This is a genomic window from Sphingobium sp. HDIP04 (genome assembly GCF_000445085.1).
Taxonomy (GTDB): domain Bacteria; phylum Pseudomonadota; class Alphaproteobacteria; order Sphingomonadales; family Sphingomonadaceae; genus Sphingobium; species Sphingobium indicum.
In genome coordinates, this window is record NZ_ATDO01000046.1 from 1 (window position 1) to 14,968 (window position 14,968).

General features: G+C 60.6%; 19 protein-coding genes and 1 pseudogene. 8 read left to right on the top strand and 12 right to left on the bottom strand.

What is annotated here, in order from left to right; translation table 11 throughout:
• Positions 1-933 precede the first annotated feature (933 nt).
• Positions 934-1,551: an alpha/beta hydrolase gene (locus L286_RS27580; RefSeq protein ID WP_013054035.1), complete on the top strand. Its 618-nt coding sequence runs from the start codon at positions 934-936 to the stop codon at positions 1,549-1,551.
• A gap of 111 nt (positions 1,552-1,662) precedes the next feature.
• On the opposite strand, the gene L286_RS27585 is transcribed toward L286_RS27580, so the two are convergent.
• Positions 1,663-2,205, bottom strand: a complete 543-nt coding sequence (locus tag L286_RS27585) for an iron-containing alcohol dehydrogenase (RefSeq protein WP_015460612.1) — start codon at positions 2,203-2,205, stop codon at positions 1,663-1,665.
• 48 nt (positions 2,206-2,253) lie between these two features.
• Between L286_RS27585 and L286_RS27590 the strand changes: the two genes are divergently transcribed.
• Positions 2,254-3,018, top strand: coding sequence for an IS6-like element IS6100 family transposase (locus L286_RS27590; RefSeq protein WP_001389365.1), 765 nt, complete (start codon positions 2,254-2,256; stop codon positions 3,016-3,018).
• Positions 3,019-3,115: 97 nt separating this feature from the next.
• Here L286_RS27590 and L286_RS27595 read toward each other — a convergent pair whose 3' ends face one another.
• The 5 genes from L286_RS27595 to L286_RS27615 are packed head-to-tail and all read right to left on the bottom strand — an operon-like array spanning position 3,116 to position 7,154.
• Positions 3,116-3,478 (bottom strand): hypothetical protein, encoded by a 363-nt coding sequence (locus tag L286_RS27595; protein WP_007682395.1) that lies wholly within the window; start codon positions 3,476-3,478, stop codon positions 3,116-3,118.
• Positions 3,478-4,164, bottom strand: coding sequence for an EthD domain-containing protein (locus L286_RS27600; protein WP_007682394.1), 687 nt, complete (start codon positions 4,162-4,164; stop codon positions 3,478-3,480). The genes L286_RS27595 and L286_RS27600 overlap by 1 nt, the downstream gene beginning before the upstream one ends.
• A 21-nt stretch (positions 4,165-4,185) precedes the next feature.
• Positions 4,186-4,938 carry a 2,5-dichloro-2,5-cyclohexadiene-1,4-diol dehydrogenase LinC gene (gene linC / locus L286_RS27605; RefSeq protein WP_015460611.1) on the bottom strand — a complete coding sequence of 251 codons (753 nt, stop codon included), beginning with the start codon at positions 4,936-4,938 and terminating at the stop codon, positions 4,186-4,188.
• A gap of 39 nt (positions 4,939-4,977) precedes the next feature.
• Positions 4,978-6,348, bottom strand: coding sequence for a TonB-dependent receptor (locus L286_RS27610; RefSeq protein WP_007682392.1), 1,371 nt, complete (start codon positions 6,346-6,348; stop codon positions 4,978-4,980).
• 41 nt (positions 6,349-6,389) lie between these two features.
• Positions 6,390-7,154, bottom strand: a complete 765-nt coding sequence (locus L286_RS27615) for an IS6-like element IS6100 family transposase (protein ID WP_001389365.1) — start codon at positions 7,152-7,154, stop codon at positions 6,390-6,392.
• On the opposite strand from L286_RS27615, the gene L286_RS27620 reads away from it, so the two are divergent.
• From L286_RS27620 to L286_RS27630, 3 genes are read left to right on the top strand one after another with little or no spacing between them, the layout of a single operon-like run.
• A complete protein-coding gene (locus L286_RS27620; protein WP_238559290.1) occupies positions 7,141-8,181 on the top strand; it encodes an aromatic ring-hydroxylating oxygenase subunit alpha in 1,041 nt (346 codons plus the stop codon). The genes L286_RS27615 and L286_RS27620 overlap by 14 nt on opposite strands.
• Positions 8,182-8,227: 46 nt before the next feature.
• Positions 8,228-8,989 (top strand): SDR family NAD(P)-dependent oxidoreductase, encoded by a 762-nt coding sequence (locus tag L286_RS27625; protein ID WP_007682039.1) that lies wholly within the window; start codon positions 8,228-8,230, stop codon positions 8,987-8,989.
• Positions 8,990-9,034: 45 nt separating this feature from the next.
• Entirely contained in the window at positions 9,035-9,703 is a 669-nt protein-coding gene (locus tag L286_RS27630) for an EthD domain-containing protein (protein ID WP_081440685.1), read from the top strand.
• Here L286_RS27630 and L286_RS48870 read toward each other — a convergent pair.
• Entirely contained in the window at positions 9,648-9,941 is a 294-nt protein-coding gene (locus L286_RS48870) for a hypothetical protein (RefSeq protein ID WP_145907151.1), read from the bottom strand. The genes L286_RS27630 and L286_RS48870 overlap by 56 nt on opposite strands.
• Positions 9,942-10,102: 161 nt before the next feature.
• On the opposite strand from L286_RS48870, the pseudogene L286_RS27635 reads away from it, so the two are divergent.
• Positions 10,103-10,798: pseudogene (locus L286_RS27635) on the top strand (IS5 family transposase); the annotation flags it as partial.
• 461 nt (positions 10,799-11,259) lie between these two features.
• Here the strand turns inward: L286_RS27635 and L286_RS27640 are convergent.
• The 3 genes from L286_RS27640 to L286_RS0124185 are packed head-to-tail and all read right to left on the bottom strand — an operon-like array spanning position 11,260 to position 12,473.
• Positions 11,260-11,592: a BrnA antitoxin family protein gene (locus L286_RS27640; protein ID WP_007682049.1), complete on the bottom strand. Its 333-nt coding sequence runs from the start codon at positions 11,590-11,592 to the stop codon at positions 11,260-11,262.
• Positions 11,573-11,872: a BrnT family toxin gene (locus L286_RS27645; RefSeq protein ID WP_013041561.1), complete on the bottom strand. Its 300-nt coding sequence runs from the start codon at positions 11,870-11,872 to the stop codon at positions 11,573-11,575. The genes L286_RS27640 and L286_RS27645 overlap by 20 nt, the downstream gene beginning before the upstream one ends.
• A gap of 40 nt (positions 11,873-11,912) precedes the next feature.
• Positions 11,913-12,473, bottom strand: a complete 561-nt coding sequence (locus tag L286_RS0124185) for a recombinase family protein (RefSeq protein ID WP_029987071.1) — start codon at positions 12,471-12,473, stop codon at positions 11,913-11,915.
• Between the two features lie 44 nt (positions 12,474-12,517).
• On the opposite strand from L286_RS0124185, the gene L286_RS27650 reads away from it, so the two are divergent.
• The gene (locus tag L286_RS27650) at positions 12,518-13,282 is read left to right on the top strand and encodes an IS6-like element IS6100 family transposase (RefSeq protein ID WP_001389365.1); all 765 of its coding nucleotides are present in this window, start codon (positions 12,518-12,520) and stop codon (positions 13,280-13,282) included.
• Positions 13,283-13,441: 159 nt separating this feature from the next.
• On the opposite strand, the gene linB is transcribed toward L286_RS27650, so the two are convergent.
• Both linB and L286_RS27660 read right to left on the bottom strand, forming a co-directional pair.
• A complete protein-coding gene (gene linB, locus L286_RS27655) occupies positions 13,442-14,332 on the bottom strand; it encodes a haloalkane dehalogenase (protein ID WP_021222972.1) in 891 nt (296 codons plus the stop codon).
• An 85-nt stretch (positions 14,333-14,417) separates the two neighbouring features.
• On the bottom strand, positions 14,418-14,714 hold the full coding sequence (locus tag L286_RS27660) for a hypothetical protein (protein WP_235589608.1): 297 nt from the start codon (positions 14,712-14,714) through the stop codon (positions 14,418-14,420).
• On the opposite strand from L286_RS27660, the gene L286_RS27665 reads away from it, so the two are divergent.
• Positions 14,701-14,968 (top strand): IS6 family transposase (locus L286_RS27665; RefSeq protein ID WP_004154064.1); only part of this gene is annotated, 268 nt, incomplete at its 3' end. The two genes, L286_RS27660 and L286_RS27665, sit on opposite strands and share 14 nt — an antisense overlap.

The window sequence follows — 14,968 nt, forward strand, 5'->3', positions numbered from 1 at the left end:
AATGGCTTAATGCATATGTTCGGCACCGGAGCGTCGCCCCGAACGGAAGCAATCATCCGCCCGGTCGGAAAACGCTCCGAAACGACAGGCCGGAGCATTCCATCCGATGCGATCAGGCCGAAATGTTCAAAAATCCATCGGCTTCGAAAACCTTTCTGGCACGTTCCTCAATCCGATCCGCAAGTGACCTGCGAAGCGGCATGCCGTTCGAGACTTTTCTCAGCGTGTTATAGCTGAAGCCGAATGTTTCGAATATCTCCTCATTATTTCTCATCGTCGACAATGATGTGATCCGATCGGCGATCGAGGGATCCAAACAGCGCATTCCATTAGGCATTCGATCTTCCCCTACTGACGAATTCCAGCCGGTGCACGGTCGCAACTTGCCTGCCCGCGCAGTTCATCGGGCCATTCCCGCCGTTCCGGAAAACAGGCGGCGGGGTTTCCCCCTGGACCATGTTGCGCATGGGCCGGACACGCAGCGAGCGGGCCAGCGGACGTCGAGGCCGGGAGCGGATTGCGACGGACGCGCCGCGCATTGCCCGGAGATCGAAGCATAGGAATATCCTCTCCATGCGCTGTTATGGATCAGCGCCTGTCTTATCCGGCACGTCGGTGATTATTATGCTTATCGGGCCGTCCGGAAAGGATCGCAGCTTTCGCCTGCGGAGGAAATTGCTGCAAATGAATTAGGAATATTCGCGATACGGATTTGATCGAAACGGGGCCAACTGCCCACAAATCGGTCATGGGGATTGAGCGACCGCGCTTTGAAAGCAGCCATCGCATGCTATGGTCGCCTTGAGCATTTCCCGGCAGGCGGAATATCCGCCGACCGGAAAGCCCGCTAAAACAGGAAGCCGGAGCAGCCGGGCCGACGCCGTCGGACCGGACGCCGCTTCGGCTTCGCATCGCCAGGAATTGGAAGCGAACATGTCTCGAGACAATGCCATCGTCATGCGATACGACAATCCCGACATTCCGTCCGGCCGCGACATCGTATATCTTCACGGCCGCGGCAGCACCGAAAGGGAAGCGGGGTTCGCGCTGCCCCTTTTCGGCCGCGCGAATGTTCGCTCCTATCGCGGGCCGCTTCCCCAGGGGCCGGGGTTCGCCTGGTTCGAAAATGCCGGGATCGGCGTCGCCCTGCCCTCCAGCCTGTCGGGCGAAACGTCGAAGGTCGGCGACTGGATCGCCGCAGATACCGGCCGCCAACGGCCCTGGCTATGCGGTTTCAGCAACGGCGCCGCGATGGCCGCCAGTCTTCTGCTCAGCAATCCGGGGGCCTATAGCGGCCTCATCATGATCGGCGGCTGCTTCGCGGTGGAGGACGGCGACCTGCCGGACAACGGCCTGCTCGACAAGCCGGTCCTCTTCTGCCGGGGCCAATTCGACGATGTGATCCCGCGCCACAAGTTCGAGCAGGCGGAAGCCTATCTCTCCGGCCCCAGCGGCGCGCGGGCGACTTTCATCCCTTATGAAGGCGGGCATGAACTGCCGTTGCCGATCAAGGCGGCGGTGCAGGGCTGGCTCGGCGCGGAAAGCCGCTGAATTTCGTCCCGTCCTTGGCCATGGCCGAACGGGAGCGCCGGATGATCGAGAACCGGCCGCATCCGGAAATGATCGGATGCGGCCGGCACTGTTCCAGGATCAGGCCTTTGCTTATGCGGTGATCGGCGGAAGCCCCTCCACCGCGCGGCTCAGAAGCTGCACGATGCCCTCCTCCGTGATCGGACGGGGGTTGGGATAGGGGTTGGCGACCGCCAGCGCGGCGGCCTTCGCGATGCCGTCCTTGGGCATGCCGAGCTTCGCCAGCGACATTTCCGCGCCCAGGCCCACCGCCAGTTCGTACAGCTTGGTCGCGGGGTCGCCGCCGCCTAGTGCGCGGCTAGCCCGTTCCATCGCCTCCGGCACCGACGGCGCATTATAGGCGATCGCATGGGGCAGCACGGCGGTGTGGGTCTGCGCATGCGGCATGTCGAAGGTGCCGCCCAGCGTGTGGCAGAGCTTGTGGTGCAGCGCGACGCTCGCCGCGCCCAGGACGCTGCCGGCGAGCCAGCAGCCATAGAGCGCGTCGCCCCGCGCCTTCGCATCGGTGGGATCGGCCTTGATCAGCGGCAGGCTCCTGGCGAGCGCCCTGATGCTTTCCTCCGCCATCAGGGAGACGATGGGATTGCCGTCGAAGGCGTAAAGGCTCTGTTGCAAAAATCGTGAAGCTTGAGCATGCTTGGCGGAGATTGGACGGACGGAACGATGACGGATTTCAAGTGGCGCCATTTCCAGGGTGATGTGATCCTGTGGGCGGTGCGCTGGTATTGTCGCTATCCGATCAGCTATCGCGACCTTGAGGAAATGCTGGCGGAACGCGGCATTTCGGTCGACCATACGACGATCTATCGCTGGGTCCAGTGCTACGCCCCGGAGATGGAGAAGCGGCTGCGCTGGTTCTGGCGGCGTGGCTTTGATCCGAGCTGGCGCCTGGATGAAACCTACGTCAAGGTGCGGGGCAAGTGGACCTACCTGTACCGGGCAGTCGACAAGCGGGGCGACACGATCGATTTCTACCTGTCGCCGACCCGCAGCGCCAAGGCAGCGAAGCGGTTCCTGGGCAAGGCCCTGCGAGGCCTGAAGCACTGGGAAAAGCCTGCCACGCTCAATACCGACAAAGCGCCGAGCTATGGTGCAGCGATCACCGAATTGAAGCGCGAAGGAAAGCTGGACCGGGAGACGGCCCACCGGCAGGTGAAGTATCTCAATAACGTGATCGAGGCCGATCACGGAAAGCTCAAGATACTGATCAAGCCGGTGCGCGGTTTCAAATCGATCCCCACGGCCTATGCCACGATCAAGGGATTCGAAGTCATGCGAGCCCTGCGCAAAGGACAGGCTCGCCCCTGGTGCCTGCAGCCCGGCATCAGGGGCGAGGTGCGCCTTGTGGAGAGAGCTTTTGGCATTGGGCCCTCGGCGCTGACGGAGGCCATGGGCATGCTCAACCACCATTTCGCAGCAGCCGCCTGATCGGCGCAGAGCGACAGCCTACCTCTGACTGCCGCCAATCTTTGCAACAGAGCCGATGCTGGCAAGCTCGGTCATCTCGTTCATGCGACGAACTCCTTTACAGCGTTGGCTCTGCCGTCCGCAGGATGCGGACCTGGTGCGGATAGGGCGAATTGTGCGCGCGCGGCTGCTTGTGCAATTCTACGGACATCGCCGCGTGAGCCAGCGCCAGCTGTAGCCTGAACAGGCGCAGCGTCGGCGCCGGCATCGCGTCGAGCGGAAAGGTCTCGACATGGTCGAGGATGGCTTCCGAACGGGAGAGCAGCACATCGTAGAAGCGGGTTATCTCCGCCATAGTCGCGCGCGCCCGGATATCCCATCGTTCCTGCGCCGTCTCGCCGATCCAGTGCGGCACGAATTCGAGAAGATCCTCGAAGCCGGGGGGCAGCACGGGCTCCTCGTCGAGCGCGGGGGCCGGCATCAGATCACCCGCTCGGCCGATGCCAGCATCGTGTAATGCTGGCCGGCCTGTGCCAGGAGCGCATCGAACGCCGCGCGATCACCCGCCACGCCGCGTTCGAAATCGGATAGCGTCGGCCACCACAGTTCGCGCGCGCCGATGAACGGCGAGGTGCCCTTGTGCACCGCGTCTATCGCGAACGAGCGGACATGCCGAAACGCGCCGATGCGATCGCCCAGCGCCTTGTCCTGATCGCCTGCCCAGGCCGGATTGCCATCCGCCTTGACCAGTTGCAGGATCTTGACGCTTACCGACCATTCGGTGGGCGACCACTGCACGGCCGCATCATCGGGATCGTCCACCGCCGGTCGCGAGCGGATAATGTCCTCCTCGAAGAAGGTGAACTTCAGTCCGTCCATGTCGACGAACAGCGGTTCGTCGGGGATGTTGTATTTGCGATGCGCGGGATCTTTGCCCATGTTGAGCGCATCGTCGAGACTGTCATACCACAGCTCGGTAATGCCGTCGTAGGCCAGCTGTGTATCAGGCAGCAGCGGAGAGACGATCCGGTGCGATTGCACATAGCCGCGCAGGCACGCGATCTTCTTGCTGAGTGTGCCGTGCGGATGGCGCCAGTGATCGTGGAACTGCTGTTCCGAAATGTCCTTCCGGCGCGGGATCGTCGCGAGTATCTTGATGCTGTGCATGGAGGCTGCTCCGTAAAATGATCAGATCGCGGTAAAGCCGCCGTCTGCTGCAAGGCAGGAGCCGGTGACGAACGAAGCCGCGTCGGACAGCAACCATACGGCGGCCTGGGCCTGCTCGTGCGGTTCGCTGAAACGGCCGATCGGGTGGATCGAGTTCAGATAGGGCTCAAGGCCCGCATCATTGTCCATCGCGCGCTGCAGCATAGGCGTGCGCACCGCGCCGGGCACAAGCGCGTTCACGCGAATGCCGTGCTTGCCATAGTCTGCCGCCGCCACGCGGGTCAGCCCGACCACCGCATGCTTCGCGCCGACATATTCGCCGTGCATCGGCACGCCGACCACGCCAGCGACGGATGCGGTGTTGACGATCGATCCCTTCGTCCCGCGCTCGATCATCGCAAGGATCTGGTACTTCATGCACAGGAACGTGCCGGTTACATTGATATCCATGCTCTGCCGAAACCGTTCGAGCGACACTTCGGCAAGCGGCAGTCCGGCCTGCGGGATCGCCGCATTGTTGAACGCGCCGTCAAGCCCGCCGAACGCCGCCAGAGTCTGCGCGACAAGTGCCTTCACGTCCTCTTCCTGTGCGATGTCGCACCGGAAATAGGCGGCCTTCCCGCCAGACGCAGCGACGACCGCCTCACCGGCCTCGTCGTTGATGTCCGCCACCGCGACGTTGGCACCACTGGCCACCAGCAATTCCACGGTGGCGCGCCCGATGCCGCTGCCACCACCCGTCACGATTATCGTCTTGCCGCTCAAATCAGACATCTATCCCTCCAACAGTTTCTTATCGGCGTTCCGGTTTCATTACTGGAACTTGAAGCGCACGGTCAAGCCATATTCGGCGGGTCGACCAGCGTAGCGAACAACGGTATCGTAAGTCTGGATCGTGTTTGTCCAGTAATACTTGTTGAAGATATTGCGACCCCAGCCGAAGACCGCCCAGCGGCCATCAGGCGCTTCCACGCCAAGCCGCGCGGAAACGAGCGTGCGGCCATTCACCTCGTAGAGATCCTTGTCCGCGTTGGTGATGGCCAGAACGCCCAGCGATTTGCTTTGTGAGGAGATCGTCGTGCCCATGGTTAGGTTCACGCCACCCAGCGGCAGGCTGTAGTCCGCGCTCAGGCTCGATTGCCATTTGGGCGAAAACGGCAGCCGTGCGCCGCTGAAATCGCCCCGGATCGGATCGAACAGGCCCACTTCGTTGGCAACGGAGCCGACGATCCCCTGATAGTGGCGAACCTTGGCGTCGATATAGGTCGCGGCCGCACTGACCGTGAGCCCCTCGACCACTCTGGCGCTCAGTTCCAGTTCGGCACCCTTGACGCGCGACTTGGGGACATTGACCAGGCCATCCAGCGCATTGAAGAACGGATCGACGATCTTGGCGCGCAGCTGCTTGTTCTTGTAGTCATAATAGAAAACGCCGCCATTCAGCGTCACTTTGCGATCGAACAGTGTGGTCTTGAAGCCTGCTTCGTAATCGACCAGCGATTCCTGCGTGACGGCGGCATATTGCGCGAACGTTCCGGCGGAGACGCCCGGGAAACTTCCCGCCTTGTACCCTTTCGAAACATTGGCGTAGAGCAGGAGCGTCGGCGTCGCCTTGTAGTTCACGCCGAGCATCCATGACGTGCTGTTTTCATTCAGCTTGTCCCGAAACGTGCCCGGCAAGCCCGTCTGGCTGTTCAGCGAAACCGAATCTCCCAATGGCACCAGCGGTATCGGGCCGCCGAAATCGAAGATCTGGCGATAGGTGTTGATGACGGTGGTGAACAAAGACGAGATTGAGCCATCGCCAAGGTCGAATGTCTTGTTGACCGAGGAACGCTTCGCCTCGGTATAGCGTATGCCGCCCTTCAGCGTCAGTTGATCGCTGATGTCATATTCGACATTGCCGAAAACCGCATAGTTCTTCAGGCGCTGCCGGTTGTTGTAGCCGGCCTGATCATAATCCTGCCCGATAACCTGTGTATTGACATAGCTGGATGTCGAATCGGCGTAGTTGACTTCATCGTCCTCGCGCACACGGCTGTGTTCGTAATTGGCACCGACCACCCATCGGAAAGACGAGCGTGCGTCGTTGGCCAGACGCAGTTCCTGATTGAACGACTTGATCGAACCATCGTTGCGATTGACGTCCAAGATCTGGAGATAGGTGCCGTGGCTCTGTTGCAAAGATTGGCGGCAGTCAGAGGTAGGCTGTCGCTCTGCGCCGATCAGGCGGCTGCTGCGAAATGGTGGTTGAGCATGCCCATGGCCTCCGTCAGCGCCGAGGGCCCAATGCCAAAAGCTCTCTCCACAAGGCGCACCTCGCCCCTGATGCCGGGCTGCAGGCACCAGGGGCGAGCCTGTCCTTTGCGCAGGGCTCGCATGACTTCGAATCCCTTGATCGTGGCATAGGCCGTGGGGATCGATTTGAAACCGCGCACCGGCTTGATCAGTATCTTGAGCTTTCCGTGATCGGCCTCGATCACGTTATTGAGATACTTCACCTGCCGGTGGGCCGTCTCCCGGTCCAGCTTTCCTTCGCGCTTCAATTCGGTGATCGCTGCACCATAGCTCGGCGCTTTGTCGGTATTGAGCGTGGCAGGCTTTTCCCAGTGCTTCAGGCCTCGCAGGGCCTTGCCCAGGAACCGCTTCGCTGCCTTGGCGCTGCGGGTCGGCGACAGGTAGAAATCGATCGTGTCGCCCCGCTTGTCGACTGCCCGGTACAGGTAGGTCCACTTGCCCCGCACCTTGACGTAGGTTTCATCCAGGCGCCAGCTCGGATCAAAGCCACGCCGCCAGAACCAGCGCAGCCGCTTCTCCATCTCCGGGGCGTAGCACTGGACCCAGCGATAGATCGTCGTATGGTCGACCGAAATGCCGCGTTCCGCCAGCATTTCCTCAAGGTCGCGATAGCTGATCGGATAGCGACAATACCAGCGCACCGCCCACAGGATCACATCACCCTGGAAATGGCGCCACTTGAAATCCGTCATCGTTCCGTCCGTCCAATCTCCGCCAAGCATGCTCAAGCTTCACGATTTTTGCAACAGAGCCGTGTTGACCGAGCGCGGCCGCGCCTCGCGCTTCTCCTGCAATTACCACAACTGGGTCTACCGCAACGACGGCAGCCTGATGGGCGTGCCAGACGAGGCGAACTTCTTCGATCTCGACAAGAAGAAATGCGGCCTCGTGCCGATCGCCACCGATGTGTGGGAAGGCTGGATATTCCTCAACCACCAGAAGCAGCCCGAAGTCAGCCTGCAGGAATTCCTTGGAGACTTCGGAACGCGGTTTGCCGGGGTTTCTTGGGAAAATACGGATACGTCACTCTATTTCGAGGCGCATCTCGATGCGAACTGGAAAGTGCTGGCCGATGCCTTTTCGGAAACCTACCATATCCCTTCGATCCACCCGGCGACGATCGGCAAGACTTTCGCCAGCGCGGTCAATCCGCATTCCCGCCCGCTCGATGCACGCTTCTGGGGACCACACCGCCAGTTTTCCACTTTCGGCAATCCGGACTACGCTCCGCCCGAAGATGCGATGGTCGAAAAGATGGCCTATGCGAACCGCGATACCGGCAACGTGCTGGGTGCCGCGGAAACGGCGGGGATGACCGAGTATCTCGATCATCCCGCGATCAATCCCAAGCAATCGAAACACTGGGCGCTGGACATCGCCGTCGCTTTTCCCACGCTGCACATAAACCTTTCGCCCGGCGGTTTCTGGTCGCACAGGTTCTGGCCGATCAGCGTCAATCGCACGCGGTGGGAAGCCGAGTTTCATGTACCCAAGCCACTGACCGGGCGGGAAAAGCTGCAACAGGAACTCTATATCACGCGCATCGCGGAAATCCTGCTGGAGGACGTGACGAACACCGAACGCACCCAGCGCGGCATCGAGGCCGGCGCATACGATACGATGCAGTTGCAGGATGGCGAAGTACAGATCCGCCACAACCTTCACCACGTCGATCGCTGGGTGAACGCCAGGACCGTGCGCGAAGCGCTGGGCATCTGACAGGCAGCGCCCTTCACTTGCCCGTCAGTCAAAAATGGGGTCCTCAATGTCCGGATTGGAGCAACGCAGCTATATCGTGACGGGCGCAGGCGGCAGTATCGGCCGCGCTGCCGCCCTTATTCTTGCCCGTCGGGGCGCGAATGTGGTTGTCGCCGATATCGTCGAAGCCGCAGCCGAGGAAACGGTCAGACTGATACGCGCGGAAGGTGGCAACGCCGTCTACAGCCATTGCGACGTCAGTATCGAGGACAACGCGTGGTCGACCGTGGAACTCGCCATCACCGAATTCGGTCGCCTTGATGGCGCATTCAACAATGCGGGGCTGCCGCCGGTCAACGTGCCGCTTCATCAACTGACGAGCGCCGATTTCCAACGATCCCTGGATATCAACGTGCTCGGCGTTTTTCATTGCATGAAACATCAGATCGCAGCGATGCTGAAAGCGGGGAGCGGCGGTTCGATCGTGAACACGGCGTCGGTTGGCGGCACCGTCGCGATCCCCGCACATGGCGAGTACATCGCAGCCAAACATGCCGTTATCGGGCTGACGCGGATCGCTGCCGTCGATTACGGGCAACAGGGAATCCGCGTGAACGCAGTTCTACCGGGCGCTATCCGCACTCCGATGCTGATGTCGGTGATCGAGAACGAGCCTTCGCACGCGGAATTCCTGAAAACCGCCCACCCGATCGGTCGATATGGCGAACCGGCGGAGATCGGCGAAACGGCAGCCTGGTTGCTGTCGGATGCCTCTTCGTTCGTCACCGGCGCCGCCATTGCTGCCGATGGCGGCTACACCGCAATCTGAACTGCCAGAACCGTTGGGAACCGGACTATGAGCGCAATACGAATGATGGCGGTCTTCGCACGGAGAGTGGGAATGACGCCTCAGGCGTTTCACGATCACTGGCGCTATCCCCACGGCTCGCTGGGACAAGGCATCCGGATTATCAAGCGCTATGTCCAGAGCCATCAGGTCGACGTCGATTTCCTCGATGCCGATCAGAACCGCTACGAAGGCATCGCCGAAGTCTGGTTCGACAGCGAAGCGGACGCTGCCGCCTTCGTGACCGATCCTGATTATGTGGCCTATGCGCTGAAAGATGAGCCGAATTTCGTCGACATGGACAACTTCTTTGCCGTTTTCGCACGCGAAGAGGTTCTCAAAAGCCGCGCCGAAGCGCTGCGCGGTGACGAGGCGGCCTATAACTGGTCGATCGACCGACGACCGAACTTCGCCAAGCTTACCCAGGTGGTGTTCGAGGAAGGCGGCACGGCCTGGGCCGGAGACGACGATTTCGCACTTGGCGAGCGTCTTGGCGCATTTCGCCATACCCGGTGCCATCCGATCGAAAAGCTCGTCCTCCCCGGCCCCTCGGTGATCGGTGTGCGCGAACTTTATTGGCCGACGCGGACATTGGCAGAACAGGGCATAGCTGCAGCAGGTGACGCTTTCCATGCGCTGTTTAGCCGAGCGCCAAAGGCACAAACGATCTTCTCGATAAGTGAGCGCTACGTCTGACGGTGCAGGTTAACCGCCCCTGCGCCTCAAGACGCTTCTCAACCAGACGCCGCTCCTGCGCAGCCCATGGTAGAGCCAGAATGCGATCCATACCGAGCTTCAGCGGCCCTTCCAGGCGCTTCTGCAAATAGCGGCCGATCTCGAACGGGTTAGTCTTCGCCTGCCCTTCCACCACGGTCTTGCCGTCGGGATCGAGAACACAGATGCTCGTGCTGCGCTGGCTGACATCCAGACCCACGCTGTATGTTGCTTCGTGCCGGATAGGCGAGCCGTCCGATCAGGCGCAGGATGTTGCGCTCTGCCGGCGATTGTGGCGCATTGCGCAGCCAGGATAGCCATGTCGCGGCCTGCCCCGGTCGTCGGGCTAGCAAATCGTCCAGACCCTGAGCCAGCCAGCGCGGACGACGGCGATGCTGGCCGATGCGCGAAATCGTCGAAGCCATTTTCTATCTGCTACGGGCAGGATGTCCCTGGCGGCTTTTGCCCGACAGTTTTCCGCCATGGCGCACGGTATACCAGTGGTTCTGCACCTTGCGCGACGATGGGGTATTCGAAAGCCTCAATCATCATCTCGTTCGGATCGATCGCATCCGGACAGGGCGAGAACCAGCACCATCCGCGGCAGTCATCGACAGCCAGAGCGTGAAGACCACCGAAGCAGGCGGACCTCGTGGTTACGACGCAGGCAAGAAGACCATGGGACGCAAACGCCATGCAATGGTCGATACCGATGGTCGCGCCCTTATCATACTGGTCCATCCTGCCGATGTGCAGGACCGCGATGGCGCGGTGCCCTTGCTCCAGCAGTCTCACCAGCGGCATCCCTTCGTCGCGCGCGCCTATGCCGACAGCGCCTACAACAGCGATCGCGTCCGGGACGCCACCTCCATTACGATCGAAATCGTCCGCAAATTCGCCGATCAGACCGGCTTCGTCGTCCATCCCAGACGATGGATCGTCGAACGCACCTTCGCATGGATCAACCGCAATCGCCGTCTGGCCAAAGACTTCGAGCGGACCATCAAATCCGCAACCGCGCTCCTCTATGCCGCCGCTGCCATCGTCCTCATCCGACGCATCGCTCGTTACCCATGAGATTCAAGACAGACTCTTAACAAAATTTCGTTACTTGACGGATTTCTTGGACTTAGGGTTGCAGTGCGCCGCATGTAGATGGCTGTTCGTGGAGAAAGACAACGTGATACGTATGTTGGGTGAATTTTGGCCAGATATATTCGTGATCTTACTGGTCTGTTCGCTCGTATCATTTGCAAACCAAAAATTCGGAATATTTGTCGCTACTCCGATAACATTGGGATCGACTGCATTAACGCTATTGCTCGGAGCCGCTGGGGCGACATGATTCTACTCTTATCTTCCTTTTGGCCTTGGCTTGTTCCAGCAATTGCGTGGATCGGATTTTTCACCGGTCGCTATTTTAGAAGAAAGAGCATAGCGAAAAACACATGATTGCCGCAACTCTGGCGGCTTCGCGCGCCTACGCCGGGCCGGGTTACTCCCGGCCGTGAAAGCGGCATCCATCTGCGGCCTGCACGTCAAGCGTGTCGGCGCTCCTTCGCAGCCGCCAACATCTCGCGCCGAAGGATTGCGTTCATGCGAGCCTGATAGCCCTTGCCCTGGGATTTGAGCCAAGCAAGCACATCGGCGTCGAGCCGCGCCGTTACCTGCTGCTTGATCGGCTTATAGAACCGTCCACGCTCGGCGGTCTTCCAGAAATCCTCTGTCAGCGTCGGGGCATCACTATAGTCGATACCGCTATCCGGCATCGCCTGCAGGGCATCCAGCTCGGCCTTCTGTGCCTCGGTCAAGGGGGGCAGATTGCCCGGATCGAGCTGGAAGCGGACGGTATCAGCGTCTTTCTTCTTCATAACGTCGTCTTTCCTTTCGATCGGCTTTTCGGGCCGAAATGATATGGATGATCTCCACATATTCGCCGTCGTCGTCATCCTCAGCGACGGTGTGGGCCACCAGCAGGAGTAAATGTCCTTCGACCAGGCCCAAGGTCTGCCATCGTTGCTCGCCGCCTTCGATCCGATCATGCACGCTAAGCGCAAAGGGGTCTGCGAAGGCGCTGGCGGCCGTCTCGAAACTGATGCCATGCTTTCTCAGATTGCTCTCGGCTTTGGCTGGGTGCCAGGAAAAGCGCATGGATAACATGACGGGAATATAATTATATTTTTGTCGTTATTCAAGGCGTATCCTTGACCGGCGCTGACCACCCGATCCGCTCCAACGTGTCCGTCAATGTTGATCGCGGCACGCTGAACGTGCGAGAAACCGACGCTTTGCTGGCCCCATTGGACAGAGCGGCAACTATCAACTGCATCTTTTCCGCGGCGATCGTCGGCGGTCGTCCACCTTGTCGGCCCCGCCGCTTTGCGGCGGCCAGGCCCGCCATGATCCGCTCCCGCGTCAACGCTCGCTCGTATTGGGCGAGCGCGCCGAACAGCGAGAACAGCAACTCGCCATGCGGCGTGGTGGTATCCATCTGTTCGGTCAGCGACCGGAAGGCGATGCCGCGTTCCTTGAGGTCGGTGACGATCGCCAGCAGGTGCGGCAGCGAGCGGCCGAGCCGATCGAGCTTCCAGACAACCAGCGTGTCGCCGGCGTTCATGTAGTCGAGGCAGGCTTTCAGGCCGGCGCGATCGTCGCGCGCACCGGAAGCCTTGTCGGAGTAGAGGTGCCGTTGATCGACACCAGCGGCCGTGAGCGCATCGCGTTGCAGATCGACCGGCTCTGTTGCAAAAATCGTGAAGCTTGAGCATGCTTGGCGGAGATTGGACGGACGGAACGATGACGGATTTCAAGTGGCGCCATTTCCAGGGTGATGTGATCCTGTGGGCGGTGCGCTGGTATTGTCGCTATCCGATCAGCTATCGCGACCTTGAGGAAATGCTGGCGGAACGCGGCATTTCGGTCGACCATACGACGATCTATCGCTGGGTCCAGTGCTACGCCCCGGAGATGGAGAAGCGGCTGCGCTGGTTCTGGCGGCGTGGCTTTGATCCGAGCTGGCGCCTGGATGAAACCTACGTCAAGGTGCGGGGCAAGTGGACCTACCTGTACCGGGCAGTCGACAAGCGGGGCGACACGATCGATTTCTACCTGTCGCCGACCCGCAGCGCCAAGGCAGCGAAGCGGTTCCTGGGCAAGGCCCTGCGAGGCCTGAAGCACTGGGAAAAGCCTGCCACGCTCAATACCGACAAAGCGCCGAGCTATGGTGCAGCGATCACCGAATTGAAGCGCGAAGGAAAGCTGGACCGGGAGACGGCCCACCGGCAGGTGAAGTATCTCAATAACGTGATCGAGGCCGATCACGGAAAGCTCAAGATACTGATCAAGCCGGTGCGCGGTTTCAAATCGATCCCCACGGCCTATGCCACGATCAAGGGATTCGAAGTCATGCGAGCCCTGCGCAAAGGACAGGCTCGCCCCTGGTGCCTGCAGCCCGGCATCAGGGGCGAGGTGCGCCTTGTGGAGAGAGCTTTTGGCATTGGGCCCTCGGCGCTGACGGAGGCCATGGGCATGCTCAACCACCATTTCGCAGCAGCCGCCTGATCGGCGCAGAGCGACAGCCTACCTCTGACTGCCGCCAATCTTTGCAACAGAGCCAAAAATGTCGTCGCTCATGTCGGTCTCTCCTATTGTCCTGCGCGGGTGATCGGCGTCGCCGCGTCTGTGGTTTGTTCGGATCTTAGAAAATGAGCCGGTTCCGGATTATGCTGGGCGCAATCGCCGGACAAACGCCGCAATCGCCGCGCCAATCTCGTCCGGACTGTCCTCCTGGATGAAATGGGCGCCTGCGACCGTGATTTCGGTCTGGTTTGGCCATGTGCGGCAGAAGTCGCGTATTCGGCCCGTGGTCAGGTGTCCCGGCTCGGCGTTGATGAAGAGTTTCGGAATCGGGCTTTCGCTGAGCCAGCCGGCATAGTCCCGGGCGATCGCGACCACGTCGGCCGGGGTGCCTGCGATCGGGATTTGGCGAGGCCAAGACAGGGTCGGTCGACGGGCTTCGCCGGCGGCGAGGAAGGGCTCGCGATAGGCGGCCATCTCCGCTTCGCTTAAGGGGCGCAGGATCAATCCGGGGAGAACTTGTTCGACAAAAACATTGTCCTGCAACACCAATTCTTCGCCCGCCTGCGAGCGAAAGGCCTGAAACAGATCGCGATCCTGTTCGGGAAAATCCGCCCATTCGAGCGGCATGGTGACCGCTTCCATATAGGCAATCCCCTGTACACGCTCGCGGTGGCGGCGGGCCCAGTCGAAGCCGAGGACGGACCCCCAGTCATGCACGACCAGAACAACCCTGTCCCCGAGATCGAGCGCCTCCCACAGCGCGTCGAGATAGTCACGATGCTCGGCATAGGCATAACGCTCGGGCCCCGACGGATCGAGCTTGTCCGAATCGCCCATGCCGATCAGGTCACAGGCGATCAGCCGTCCCAGCCCGGCGCAATGCGGCATGATATTGCGCCACAGATAGGACGACGTCGGATTGCCGTGCTGGAAGAGGATCGGATCGCCGGTCCCTTCATCGATATAGGCCATGCGCCGGCCCTTGATCTCAATGAATTTCTTCTCGCCAAATGGCTTTGCGCCGAGGCTCATCGATATTCTCCTTGAGCGATTTTCTGGTCTGCCCGGTCGGCGATGCATATCGCATGATGAATATCATGTCAATCGAGGAATCGTTCTAGCCATTGCCGTCGAGCGGAGAGTTGCTGCCGGAGCATCGATGGATGACGGCGTAGGCCACGCAGGCGCCTCTCAGGCGGTAGCTTTCCTTAGCCCCGGGCGCATCCGAAAGATCGAGGAAGGTTTTGTGAGTCGGATACCAGACCGCGAGAATCTCATCGATATGTTGAGTGCCCACGGCCTGGCCAAACACGGGCGTGCACCACAGGATCCGCGCGCCGGCTCTGTTGCAAAAATCGTGAAGCTTGAGCATGCTTGGCGGAGATTGGACGGACGGAACGATGACGGATTTCAAGTGGCGCCATTTCCAGGGTGATGTGATCCTGTGGGCGGTGCGCTGGTATTGTCGCTATCCGATCAGCTATCGCGACCTTGAGGAAATGCTGGCGGAACGCGGCATTTCGGTCGACCATACGACGATCTATCGCTGGGTCCAGTGCTACGCCCCGGAGATGGAGAAGCGGCTGCGCTGGTTCTGGCGGCGTGGCTTTGATCCGAGCTGGCGCCTGGATGAAACCTACGTCAAGGTGCGGGGCAAGTGGACCTACC

Bases quoted from the DNA above. Each gene is read 5' to 3' on its own strand.
- L286_RS27590 (WP_001389365.1), top strand. From the start codon at position 2,254: ATGACGGATTTCAAGTGGCGCCATTTCCAGGGTGATGTGATCCTGTGG.
- L286_RS27580 (WP_013054035.1), top strand. From the start codon at position 934: ATGTCTCGAGACAATGCCATCGTCATGCGATACGACAATCCCGACATT.
- L286_RS27640 (WP_007682049.1), bottom strand. From the start codon at position 11,592: ATGAAGAAGAAAGACGCTGATACCGTCCGCTTCCAGCTCGATCCGGGC.
- linB (WP_021222972.1), bottom strand. From the start codon at position 14,332: ATGAGCCTCGGCGCAAAGCCATTTGGCGAGAAGAAATTCATTGAGATC.
- L286_RS27600 (WP_007682394.1), bottom strand. From the start codon at position 4,164: ATGCACAGCATCAAGATACTCGCGACGATCCCGCGCCGGAAGGACATT.
- L286_RS27645 (WP_013041561.1), bottom strand. From the start codon at position 11,872: ATGCGCTTTTCCTGGCACCCAGCCAAAGCCGAGAGCAATCTGAGAAAG.
- L286_RS27630 (WP_081440685.1), top strand. From the start codon at position 9,035: ATGGCGGTCTTCGCACGGAGAGTGGGAATGACGCCTCAGGCGTTTCAC.
- L286_RS27625 (WP_007682039.1), top strand. From the start codon at position 8,228: ATGTCCGGATTGGAGCAACGCAGCTATATCGTGACGGGCGCAGGCGGC.
- linC (WP_015460611.1), bottom strand. From the start codon at position 4,938: ATGTCTGATTTGAGCGGCAAGACGATAATCGTGACGGGTGGTGGCAGC.
- L286_RS27595 (WP_007682395.1), bottom strand. From the start codon at position 3,478: ATGCCGGCCCCCGCGCTCGACGAGGAGCCCGTGCTGCCCCCCGGCTTC.
- L286_RS27650 (WP_001389365.1), top strand. From the start codon at position 12,518: ATGACGGATTTCAAGTGGCGCCATTTCCAGGGTGATGTGATCCTGTGG.
- L286_RS27615 (WP_001389365.1), bottom strand. From the start codon at position 7,154: ATGACGGATTTCAAGTGGCGCCATTTCCAGGGTGATGTGATCCTGTGG.